Consider the following 10,525-nt stretch of genomic DNA (forward strand, 5'->3'; position numbering starts at 1 on the left):
TCAGCCATTCGCCAGCCTACGGCCATTGCATCAGATAGGCTTCGCCCGTCACCCGGATCATCGGATGTGGGGTGACCTGGCATTGGCCGACGATGCGGAAACCATGCCGCTCATAAAAACGACGTGCCCCGGTATTAGCCGCATAGTCGATCAAACTTAAACCGCTGAGTTCGAGATCACTCGAGCGCTGCCGGGCATGCGCAAGGAATTGAGCGCCGAGCCCCTGGTTTCGCCACTCTTCATGCAGAGCCAGGCTCGAAATATAAAGGGTGTCGGGGACTTCCATATCGGCGTAAGGCGCCAGGACAGGGTCGGTGACGGGAGCGGCCTGAGGATCGTGGCGCATCACATAGCTGTGCATCATTCCAACAACGCGTCCCTCGGACTCTGCGATGAGGCAGTTCTGATAAGAGAAATCAACATCTTCACGTGCGTAACGAGTGGCGCCCACTTCCAGCAGATCCTGCCCAGGCTCCGCCAGCTGGCTCCAGATGTAATCTGCAGCGCCCTCCGAGGAAACCTGGAACAAACGAGCAATCTCACGCGCATCAGAGCGCAGAGCCGAACGAAATTTAACGGCCATTACCTAACCCCACAGGACATTAACGAGATCGTTCCCACGCGCAGCAAAGGAATGCAGTCCGTGACGCTCCGCGTCACAGCCGAAGCGGACGCAGAGCGTCCAGTGAGGCATTCCCACGCGGGAGCGTGGGAACGATCATTACTTGGCCCCCCAAGGCCATCACTCAACCCTGACGAACCACGCCTTCTTCAATCAGCAACTTGAGAATGGCTTCTGCGCCCGCCTGCGCGGTGACGCCCTTGAGCACCTGCCCGCCTCCGCCACTGGCCTTGGCCGTTGCCGCCTTCATGCGGTCTGCACCGCTCTTGGCCTTGATCACTTTCAAGCGTTTGGGCCGTGGCTTGGCCGGTTGCAGCGTGGCCACCGCCAGCAGTTCATCGTCGATCACTTCGACTTCATCCGCCTGCAATACCCCGCGTCGTGCCGGGCCATAGGCACTCTGCCGAGGCTTGGGCGCTGCGTTATCCACAGTCGCCAGAAACGGCAGGCGCACTTTCAAGCGCCGACGCTGCCCACGAGGCAAGGCCTGCAGCACCAGCGCCGAACCACCGTCGATGGATTCGACCTGCGCCAACCCCACCACCAGCGGCCAGCCAAGGCTTTCCGCCAGCAGGAACGGCAACATGCCCGAGCCTTCACCGGTTTCCGCCTGACTGCCGGTCAGCACCACCTGAGCTCCGGCATCGCGCAAATAAGCAGTCAACGCCGGCAGCGCATCAGCGCCTTCCGGTTGCTCCAGCACATGCAGCTGTTCCAGGCCCATGCCCAGATAAGCGCGCAGTGCCGGTTCCGCGACGTCGCCGGCATGCAGCACTTGCAGGTTATCCCCAGCCAGTTGCAAACCCAGTTCAACCGCCCGCGCATCCTGTTCGGCACGGCGTGGCCGACCGGAGGTCGGGTGGGCGCCGATGGACACCAGGCTGATGATTTTCGTGCTCATAACCCTTTCCTTCCCTTAAGCCGCATCGCGCTTGGCGTCGTTGCGGTAAGCCGCTACCGCATCGATCAAGGCTTGAAGAATCTCGGCGCTCTCGCCGATCACCGACAGGTCGGCCCGTTTGATCATGTCGCAACCCGGATCGAGGTTGATCGCCACGACCTTGTCGCAGGCACCGATGCCTTGCAGGTGCTGGATCGCCCCGGAGATACCCACTGCCACGTAAACCCGTGCCGTGACCCAGGTGCCGGACGCACCGACCTGACGGTCGCGGGCCATGAAACCATCGTCCACCGCGACTCGCGACGCACCTTCGGTTGCGCCCAACGCCTCGGCCGTCCTGTGGAAAAGTCCCCAGTCCTTGACCCCGTTACCGCCGGAGAAGATGAATTCTGCCTCGGCCATCGGAATCGATGCCGGGTCCACCGCCACCGCGCCCAGGTCTTCGATCCGCGACAGGCTGCGTGCGACGGTTGTGGATAACTCCACCGGCAACGCTTCGTGACGGGTTTCGCTGACCGGCTCGGCGCATTCGGCGGCGGCCAGAATCAAGCGTGCCACGGGCCGTGCAAGATCCTGCAAACCAGCACCGGCACGGCCGATGCATTCCTGATCCTTGACCTGCCAGACCCGCGTGGCCGGGCGTTCGCCCAGGGCGGCGGCAAAACGCCGACCGAGTTCGCCACCACCGCTGCGGCTGTCCGGCAGCAACCAGTGACGCGGGCTGAACTGGTTATCCACAGCCCGCAGGCCCTGGACTCTTTGTTCCGGTGCATAACCGCCGAATTCGTCGCCCTCCAGCACCAGCAAGCGATCCACGCCGGCCGTGGCGAAGGCGTTTTCCTTGTGCTCACCGAAGACCACGGCCAATACCGCGCCGTCCTTGCCGGCCAACTGATGAGCCAGGCCAAGCAAGTCGCGGTCGTGGCTGCTCAAGCGACCGCCGACCATGTCCGGCACCACACTGATGTAGAACGCCGGTGCAGGCACTTGATGCAGCGGCAATTGCACTTCAACCGCGGCCGAGCGTTTAGTCGCCCCGCCCTGCTGAGCGCCGCTGCGGTCGATTCGCTTGATGCCGTTGGGGCCGATAAAACCGATCCCGTGAGGATTCTTGCGGATGAGACCGTTAGGCCCCATCCAGCTGTGTTGCGCCGGCTGCATGGCTGCATGCAGCGGGTGCAGACGGTTACGGGCGATCCATTCGGCGCGTGGGTCGCGGCGGATAATGTCGCTCATTAATGCACCTCCGCAGGTTCACGTTTGGCCGGTGCCGATGGCTTTCCCGGCGCTGCGTCTTCGAGCAACGCATCGGCGACCAGTTCGGCGATGTCCTTGATCAGCGGACGCGGTTCGACCACGCCTTCGAGCATCGCAGTGCACTGTGGACAACCCACGGCCACCAGTTCGGCGCCGGTTTCGCGGATGTCCTCCATGCGCATGTCAGGAATCCGCTGCTTGCCCGGAATGTCGGTGATGGGTGCACCGCCACCGCCGCCGCAGCAGCGAGAACGGAAACCGGAACGTTGCATCTCTTTCACTTCAATCCCGAGTGCGCGCAGCACTTCACGCGGCGCCTCGTATTCGCCGTTGTAGCGGCCGAGGTAGCACGGGTCGTGATAGGTCACGCTGCTGCCTTTGTGCTGGCCGAGGTTCAGCGCGCCTTCGCCAATGATCTCCGCCATGTAGGTGCTGTGGTGTTGCACGAGATAGTTGCCGTCGAAAGCGCCGTACTCGTTTTTCAGCACGTGGAAGCTGTGCGGGTCGCAGGTGACGATGCGATTGAAGCTGTATTTGGCCAGGGTCTGGATGTTGCGTTTTGCCAACAACTGGAAGGTTGCTTCGTCGCCCAAGCGTCGTGCCACGTCACCGCTGTCACGTTCCTCAAGACCCAGCACCGCGAAGTCGACCTTGGCCGCTTTCAACACTTTGACGAAGGCACGCAGGGTGCGCTGGTTGCGCATGTCGAAGGCACCGTCGCCGACCCAGAACAGTACGTCGGTGGATTTCTTCTCGCTGAGCAGGTTCAGGTTCAAATCCGCCGCCCAGTTCATCCGCCCGCCCGGCGCGAAGCCGCCCGGGTTGTCGGTGGCGATCAGGTTCTCCAGAACTTCGGCGCCCTTGTTCGGGGTCGCGCCTTTTTCCAGAGTCAGATGGCGACGCATGTCGACGATGGCGTCGACGTGCTCGATCATCATCGGGCATTCCTCGACGCAGGCACGGCAAGTGGTGCAGGACCACAGGGTTTCAGCGTCCACCAGACCGTTGACGATCGGTTGATGCGGATTGCCACCGTGTTCGCCGATGGCTTTGCCCGGATAGGGGCTGCCGGCGAACTTGGCATCAGTGCCACCGGCCAGGCCAACGACCATGTCCTGAATCAGTTTTTTCGGGTTCAGCGGCTGGCCGGCGGCGAATGCCGGGCACGCGGCTTCACATTTACCGCACTGCACGCAGGCGTCGAAGCCGAGCAGTTGGTTCCAGGTGAAATCCTTGGGTTTTTCCACGCCCAGCGGCGCATTCGCATCGTTCAAGTCCAGCGGTTTCAAACCGGTGGAACGACCGCCACCAAAACGTTCGGCGCGACGGTGCCAGGCCAGGTGCAAGGCACCGGCGAAGGCGTGCTTCATCGGCCCGCCCCAGGTCATGCCGAAGAACAGTTCCGACACGCCCCAGAGCACGCCGACGCCGAGGATCGCAGCCACCACCCAACCACCGAAGTTTTCCGGAAGGATGCCGGCGACCGGCAAGGTCAGCAGGAAGAACGACGCCGAGAACGCCATCAGGCTTTTCGGCAAGCGCATCCACGGGCCTTTGGACAAACGGGCCGGTGGGTTGCGACGGCGCAGGAACATAAAGATCGCGCCGACAAACATCACCGCCGACATCAGCAGCAGTGCATAACCGAGGATGCGGTTATGCAGGCCGAAGCCATGCACCAGAATCGCCAGCACAATGGACGCCACCGCACCACCGGCCGTGGCGACGTGGGTGTTGGCAATGTATTTGTCCCGCGCGACGACGTGGTGCAAATCGACCATGTAGCGTTTGGGCATGGCGAACAGGCCGCCGATCAGGTCGACTTTCGAAGCCCGGCCCTGACGCCACATAGCCACCCGCCGCAACGCGCCCAGGACAGCCAGGCCCAAGGCAGCGAACAACAGGATTGGAAGAAGGGTGTTCAACATGTGGAGCTCCCACGGGACTCGTTGATCGTTCCCACGCTCTGCGTGGGAATGCCTCACCGGACGCTCTGCGTCCGCTTTTGAATGTGACGCGGAGCGTCACGGCTGCATTCCCACGCAGAGCGTGGGAACGATCAGCTCACCGGCTTAGAAATCCTTGCACAACCGCAACGCGTCATAAATCGCCGCGTGGGTGTTGCGCTGGGCCACGCAGTCGCCAATGCGGAACAGCAAGTAGCCGTCGCCCGCCTGGCTCAACGAAGGTTGTGGCTTGATCGCGAACAAAGCTTCGATGTCCATCTGGCCTTTGTTGCGCGAGCCTTCCTTTAGCGCGTAGTAGATTTCTTCGTCTGGACGCACGCCGTTTTCGACGACAACCTGGTCCACCACCCGCTCCTCTTTGGCGCCGGTGTATTCGTTTTCCAGCACCGCCACCAGCTTGTCGCCTTCGCGGTATACCTTCTCCAGCATCATGTCGCCGGTCATGATCACTTCTTTCGGGTACATGCTGCGGTAGTAAGTCGGGAACGACGTACCGCCGATGGCCACGCCCGGTTTGATGTCGTCGGTGACGATCTCGACCTGGCTGCCCTTGTCGGCAAGGAAGTCGGCGGCCGACATCCCGGTGAACTCGCAAATAGTGTCGTAGACCAGCACGTTCTTACCCGGCGCAACCTTGCCGTCGAGGATGTCCCAGCTGCTGACCACCAGGCCTTCAGCCGCACCCCAGTGTTCGTTCTGCTCCAGGAACGGATGACCGCCGACGGCGAGTACCACCACGTCCGGACGCAGGTCGAGAATGGTCGCCGCATCGGCTGCCACGCCCAGGCGCAGGTCGACTTTCAAGCGCGCCAGTTCCAGCTGGAACCAGCGAGTGATGCCGGCGATCTGGTCCCGTTGTGGAGCTTTCGACGCGGTAGTGATCTGCCCGCCGATGAATTCCTTCTTCTCGAACAGGGTCACGTCGTGGCCACGTTCGGCCGACACGCGAGCCGCTTCCATCCCGGCAGGACCGGCACCGACCACCACGACTTTGCGCTTCACACCGGTCGATTTCTCGATGATGTGCGGCACGCCCATGTATTCACGGGAGGTCGCGGCGTTCTGGATGCACAAGACGTCCAGACCCTGGTACTGACGGTCGATGCAGTAGTTGGCGCCGACACATTGTTTGATCTGGTCGACCTGGCCCATTTTGATCTTGGCGATCAAATGCGGGTCGGCGATGTGGGCGCGGGTCATACCGACCATGTCGACGTAACCGCCTTCCAGAATACGGGTCGCCTGGTTCGGGTCCTTGATGTTCTGCGCGTGCAGAACCGGGGCCTTCACCACTTCTTTGATACCGGCGGCCAAATGCAGGAATGGCTCCGGTGGATAACTCATGTTCGGAATAACGTTGGCCAGGGTGTTGTGGGTGTCGCAACCCGAGCCCACGACGCCGATGAAGTCGATCATGCCGGTGTCGTCGTAGTACTTGGCGATCTGCTTCATGTCCTCGTGGGACAAGCCGTCCGGGTGGAATTCGTCACCGCACAGACGGATGCCGACGCAGAAGTCCGGACCGACTTCCTTGCGCACAGCCTTGATCACTTCCAGGCCGAAACGCATGCGGTTTTCGAAGCTGCCGCCCCATTCATCGGTACGCTTGTTGACGCGCGGGCTCCAGAACTGGTCGATCATGTGCTGGTGCACGGCGGACAATTCGACGCCATCCAGGCCACCGGCCTTGGCCCGTGCGGCTGCGCTTGCGTAGTTGCCGATCACCCGCCAGATTTCTTCCGGCTCGATGGTTTTGCAGGTCGCGCGGTGCACCGGTTCACGGATGCCCGACGGCGACAGCAGGGTTGGCCAATGTTCGCCGTCCCAACGGGAACGACGGCCCATGTGGGTAATCTGGATCATGATCTTGGCGCCATGCTTGTGCATGGCGTCGGCCAGATTCTGGAAGTGCGGAATGATCCGGTCGTCGGCCAGGTTGACCGACTTCCACCAGCCTTGCGGGCTGTCGATGGCCACGCTGGAGGAACCGCCGCAAATCGCCAGGCCGATCCCGCCCTTGGCTTTCTCTTCGTAATACTTGACGTACCGGTCGGTGGTCATGCCGCCGTCGGTGGCGTAGACCTCGGCGTGCGCGGTGCTGAGCACGCGGTTGCGGATGGTCAGTTTGCCGATCTGGATCGGCTGGAACATTGCTTCGAAAGCCATGGCGGGGTCCTCGACTTACAACGGCTTGACAGTGAACAAACCGTCGTCGTGGCCTTCTTCAGAGCCACCATAGACTTGTTCGGCGACAGTACGGATCTTGCTGCCGCGAGCGGCCAGGATCTGGTCCATGGCGCCGGCGAACCAGCCAGTGAACATGTAGTCGACCTTGCGCCCGACCTTGCCGTACACATAGACAAATGCGGAGTGTTCGAGCTTGACGCTGGCGGTGCCTTTGTCGAGGTCGATGTCCTGAATCTTGAACAGGCCCCAGCCGCGTTGCGACAGACGCTTCATGTAATGCTCGAACACTGCAACGCCTTCCAGGCCGTGGCATTCAGCTTCTTTTTCACACCAGTGCCAGGCGGACTTGTAGCCGGCCTTGTAAAGGATTTCGGCATAAGCGTCAGCGCCCAGCACTTCCTCGATACCGATGTGATTGTTGACGAAGAAATGACGCGGCACATACAGCATCGGCAGGGCGTCGGAGGTCCAGATACCGGTTTCGCTGTCGACTTCGATTGGCAATTGCGGGGCGATTTTGGCCATGGAAACTTAACTCCAGAAAATTCGTTGTGTTGCCCCCGGCACGGACGGCCGGAGGAAAGGATTCAGAGGTACAGCGGCTTACTCGCCCCAAACGTCTTTCAGGACATTCACCCAGTTCTCGCCCATGATTTTGCGCACCACCCGCTCGGAATGGCCGCGCTTGAGCAGAGTTTCGGTCAGGTTCGGGAACTCGCCCACGGTGCGGATGCCCAGCGGGTTGATGATCTTGCCGAAGCTGGTCAGACGGCGGGCGTAGCCCTTGTCATGGGTCAGGTATTCGAAGAAGTCCTGGCCGTGCCCTTGGGTGAAATCGGTGCCGATGCCGATGGCGTCTTCGCCGACGATGTTCATGGTGTATTCGATCGCTTCGGCGTAGTCGTCGATGGTCGAATCGATGCCCTTGGCCAGGAACGGCGCGAACATGGTCACACCGACGAAACCGCCGTGATCGGCGATGAACTTCAGTTCTTCATCGGATTTGTTGCGCGGATGCACTTTCAGACCCGACGGCAGGCAATGGGAGTAGCAAACCGGCTTCTTCGATTCGAGGATGACTTCTTCGGAAGTCTTCGAGCCGACGTGGGACAGGTCGCACATAACCCCGACACGGTTCATTTCGGCAACGATTTCACGACCGAAACCCGACAGGCCGCCATCGCGCTCGTAGCAACCGGTACCGACCAGGTTTTGGGTGTTGTAGCACATCTGCACGATACCGACGCCCAGCTGTTTGAAGACCTCGACGTAGCCGATCTGGTCTTCAAACGCGTGAGCATTCTGGAAGCCGAAGAGGATGCCGGTCTTGCCCTGCTCTTTGGCTTTACGGATGTCGGCGGTGGTGCGCACCGGAATCACCAGGTCGCTGTTCTCGCGAATCAGCTTCTGACTGGCGGCGATGTTGTTGACAGTGGCCTGGAAGCCCTCCCACACCGACACGGTGCAGTTGGCCGCGGTCAGACCGCCCTTGCGCATGTCTTCAAACAACTCGCGGTTCCACTTGGCAATAATCAGCCCGTCGATAACGATGCTGTCGGCGTGCAATTCGGCTGGGCTCATCAGGCTGTCCCCTATTAGCGATTCATGCGCCGAATCGTGTGCCGGCGCTTTGGGGCCAGCATATGCCTCGGTGCCTTGGTAGCCGGGTGCAAAAACGACAGAGGGTTTGCCGAAAGCGTCAATCCGCGACAAAGGGTCGTCAACAGGCCTCATTACCTACCTATCCAACGTCGCCCGCTTGGGCCAGAATTCGCCGCATCACTGATGTTTTACTGACTGCATTACTGGATTAAGGGGCAGCGGCGCAATGAAATCGATCTTCCTGGCTTTGGCACTGATAGCGACTGGCGTACAAGCAGCTGAAGAAGCCGACGACAACCCCTGCGACGCTGTCGAAAACGAAATCCAGACCCTGGAATGCTCGGCCTACAGCAGAACCGCCGCCGAACAGCTGCTGAGCGACAACTACCAAAGCCTGACCGAGCGCATGCAAACGCTTTACGGCAACAACAAGGCGCAACTGACCGACATCACCGCCAAAATCAAAACCGCGCAACAGCAATGGCTGAAAACCCGGGATGCCGATTGCGCAGTGGACGCATTTCCGGCGACCAGCGGTAGCAAAGCGTTCACCATTGCGCAGAACGATTGCGTGGCGCGCATGAGTGACGAGCGGTCGGAGTTTTTGGAGTCGATTGGGCAGGAGTGATCCTGAATCGTCCGTCGAAAGCTGGTAGCCCTACCAGCTTTTACCTTCAATTAAGACCTTTCCCACAGGCTTCACCGAGCAAGCCTACAACTCCCGCTGGGTAAGGGTTAAAGCAGTTTTTCGAGCAACATCCCGACAAATTCCGTTGGTTGGCCACCTGAAAAATATAAGCAAAGATTAGCAAATCTTATAAAAGACTTATATTCTTCCATGAACAGCATTCACTGGACTCGAAAGGCCGTTAAGCAGCTCTTGAAATTGCATTCCGTTCATCAGATCCAGGTTCGTGATGCCATCACGGCGCTAGCTGGCATGCCTGATGTAGGCAACGTCAAAGCACTGGTTGGTCATGACTATGCCTATCGACTGCGAGTCGGTAGTTATCGGGTCATGTTCGACTGGGATGGCGCGATCAAAGTGGTCAGTATTCAAGAGGTCAAAAAACGCGATGAACGCACCTACTGAGATTCAAATCATCAACGACGCGGAGGGAAAACCGGCGTTCGTGGTCATTCCGTACGCGCAGTATGTGGCGCAGAAGATCGAGCCCGATCTGATCCCCCACGAAGTGGTGAGTCGCATCGTCGATGGCGCGACGCCCATTCGCGCCTGGCGCGAACACCTGAACCTTACGCAGGATGAAGTTGCCAAACGTATGGGCATCTCTCAACCGGCCTTTGCCCAGCAAGAGACCGTTGCCAAACCCCGCAAGGCGACACGTGAAAAAATTGCCGCAGCCTTTGGCATCACCGCCAACCAACTAGAGTTGTAAGCTGAACGCCAGCATCAGGAAAAGGGATTGAAATGAAAATCTGCGGCATCGAAATCAAAGGCAGCGAAGCAATCATCGCCGTGGCCTCCCTCGACGGTTCGAGCCTGAACCACATTGCCCTGAACACCAAGAAAATAGCCTTGGACGAGGACGACGAAGCCGCCAACGTCAAACTCTTCGCCGCTCAGGTGGCATCGTTTGTTCGCGAGAACTCCATCGACCGGATCGCGATCAAGAAGCGCAGCAAGAAAGGCGAGTTCGCTGGTGGGCCGACCACGTTCAAGATCGAGGGGATTTTCCAGCTGCTGGAAAACTGTGAGGTGACGCTGCTGTCGCCGCAGACGATCACGGCGCAGTGCAAGAAATTCAATGTCGAGCTGCCGGATACGCTGAACAAGTATCAGCATGAGGCTTACAAAGCGGCCTGCTCGGCGCTGATGAAGACGTAAAAACAACACATCTCCTGTAGGAGCGAGGCTGTTGTGGCTCAATGTTTTTGGACCATGATGTAGGAGTGTCGATCTAAGGAAGCATCATGGGATATCGGGTTGTTAACGCCGAGGAAAAAGCGGAAGCCATTCGCTTGGTT

General features: G+C 59.8%; 11 protein-coding genes. 4 read left to right on the forward strand and 7 right to left on the reverse strand.

Annotated features, from left to right (window positions below; genetic code table 11):
* Positions 1-16 precede the first annotated feature (16 nt).
* The 7 genes from MEB48_RS13500 to MEB48_RS13530 form a co-directional block, all read right to left on the reverse strand.
* The gene (locus tag MEB48_RS13500; protein ID WP_237884706.1) at positions 17-583 is read right to left on the reverse strand and encodes a GNAT family N-acetyltransferase; all 567 of its coding nucleotides are present in this window, start codon (positions 581-583) and stop codon (positions 17-19) included.
* A gap of 163 nt (positions 584-746) precedes the next feature.
* Entirely contained in the window at positions 747-1,523 is a 777-nt protein-coding gene (gene etfB, locus MEB48_RS13505; protein ID WP_237884707.1) for an electron transfer flavoprotein subunit beta, read from the reverse strand.
* A 15-nt stretch (positions 1,524-1,538) separates the two neighbouring features.
* Positions 1,539-2,759 (reverse strand): electron transfer flavoprotein subunit alpha, encoded by a 1,221-nt coding sequence (gene etfA, locus MEB48_RS13510; RefSeq protein ID WP_237884708.1) that lies wholly within the window; start codon positions 2,757-2,759, stop codon positions 1,539-1,541.
* Positions 2,759-4,708, reverse strand: coding sequence for a dimethylglycine demethylation protein DgcB (gene dgcB / locus MEB48_RS13515; protein ID WP_237884709.1), 1,950 nt, complete (start codon positions 4,706-4,708; stop codon positions 2,759-2,761). The genes etfA and dgcB overlap by 1 nt, the downstream gene beginning before the upstream one ends.
* A 144-nt stretch (positions 4,709-4,852) precedes the next feature.
* A complete protein-coding gene (gene dgcA / locus MEB48_RS13520) occupies positions 4,853-6,913 on the reverse strand; it encodes a dimethylglycine demethylation protein DgcA (protein WP_095052597.1) in 2,061 nt (686 codons plus the stop codon).
* Positions 6,914-6,928: 15 nt separating this feature from the next.
* Positions 6,929-7,459 (reverse strand): DUF5943 domain-containing protein, encoded by a 531-nt coding sequence (locus MEB48_RS13525; RefSeq protein WP_237884710.1) that lies wholly within the window; start codon positions 7,457-7,459, stop codon positions 6,929-6,931.
* A 78-nt stretch (positions 7,460-7,537) separates the two neighbouring features.
* Positions 7,538-8,515 carry a dipeptidase gene (locus tag MEB48_RS13530; protein WP_007907542.1) on the reverse strand — a complete coding sequence of 326 codons (978 nt, stop codon included), beginning with the start codon at positions 8,513-8,515 and terminating at the stop codon, positions 7,538-7,540.
* 247 nt (positions 8,516-8,762) lie between these two features.
* Here MEB48_RS13530 and MEB48_RS13535 point away from each other — a divergent pair, with 247 nt between their 5' ends.
* From MEB48_RS13535 to MEB48_RS13550, 4 genes are all read left to right on the forward strand, one after another.
* Positions 8,763-9,164 (forward strand): lysozyme inhibitor LprI family protein, encoded by a 402-nt coding sequence (locus MEB48_RS13535; RefSeq protein ID WP_052967364.1) that lies wholly within the window; start codon positions 8,763-8,765, stop codon positions 9,162-9,164.
* Positions 9,165-9,374: 210 nt separating this feature from the next.
* Positions 9,375-9,629 (forward strand): type II toxin-antitoxin system RelE family toxin, encoded by a 255-nt coding sequence (locus MEB48_RS13540; RefSeq protein ID WP_123497261.1) that lies wholly within the window; start codon positions 9,375-9,377, stop codon positions 9,627-9,629.
* The gene (locus tag MEB48_RS13545; protein ID WP_123719627.1) at positions 9,613-9,936 is read left to right on the forward strand and encodes a helix-turn-helix domain-containing protein; all 324 of its coding nucleotides are present in this window, start codon (positions 9,613-9,615) and stop codon (positions 9,934-9,936) included. The genes MEB48_RS13540 and MEB48_RS13545 overlap by 17 nt, the downstream gene beginning before the upstream one ends.
* Before the next feature lie 32 nt (positions 9,937-9,968).
* The gene (locus tag MEB48_RS13550; RefSeq protein ID WP_237884711.1) at positions 9,969-10,385 is read left to right on the forward strand and encodes a DUF3010 family protein; all 417 of its coding nucleotides are present in this window, start codon (positions 9,969-9,971) and stop codon (positions 10,383-10,385) included.
* Positions 10,386-10,525 lie beyond the last annotated feature (140 nt).

This window comes from Pseudomonas sp. PGPR40 (genome assembly GCF_022014505.1).
Taxonomy (GTDB): Bacteria; Pseudomonadota; Gammaproteobacteria; order Pseudomonadales; family Pseudomonadaceae; genus Aquipseudomonas.

Bases quoted from the DNA above. Each gene is read 5' to 3' on its own strand.
- MEB48_RS13540 (WP_123497261.1), top strand. From the start codon at position 9,375: ATGAACAGCATTCACTGGACTCGAAAGGCCGTTAAGCAGCTCTTGAAA.
- dgcB (WP_237884709.1), bottom strand. From the start codon at position 4,708: ATGTTGAACACCCTTCTTCCAATCCTGTTGTTCGCTGCCTTGGGCCTG.
- MEB48_RS13525 (WP_237884710.1), bottom strand. From the start codon at position 7,459: ATGGCCAAAATCGCCCCGCAATTGCCAATCGAAGTCGACAGCGAAACC.
- etfA (WP_237884708.1), bottom strand. From the start codon at position 2,759: ATGAGCGACATTATCCGCCGCGACCCACGCGCCGAATGGATCGCCCGT.
- MEB48_RS13545 (WP_123719627.1), top strand. From the start codon at position 9,613: ATGAACGCACCTACTGAGATTCAAATCATCAACGACGCGGAGGGAAAA.
- MEB48_RS13550 (WP_237884711.1), top strand. From the start codon at position 9,969: ATGAAAATCTGCGGCATCGAAATCAAAGGCAGCGAAGCAATCATCGCC.
- etfB (WP_237884707.1), bottom strand. From the start codon at position 1,523: ATGAGCACGAAAATCATCAGCCTGGTGTCCATCGGCGCCCACCCGACC.
- MEB48_RS13500 (WP_237884706.1), bottom strand. From the start codon at position 583: ATGGCCGTTAAATTTCGTTCGGCTCTGCGCTCTGATGCGCGTGAGATT.
- dgcA (WP_095052597.1), bottom strand. From the start codon at position 6,913: ATGGCTTTCGAAGCAATGTTCCAGCCGATCCAGATCGGCAAACTGACC.
- MEB48_RS13535 (WP_052967364.1), top strand. From the start codon at position 8,763: ATGAAATCGATCTTCCTGGCTTTGGCACTGATAGCGACTGGCGTACAA.
- MEB48_RS13530 (WP_007907542.1), bottom strand. From the start codon at position 8,515: ATGAGCCCAGCCGAATTGCACGCCGACAGCATCGTTATCGACGGGCTG.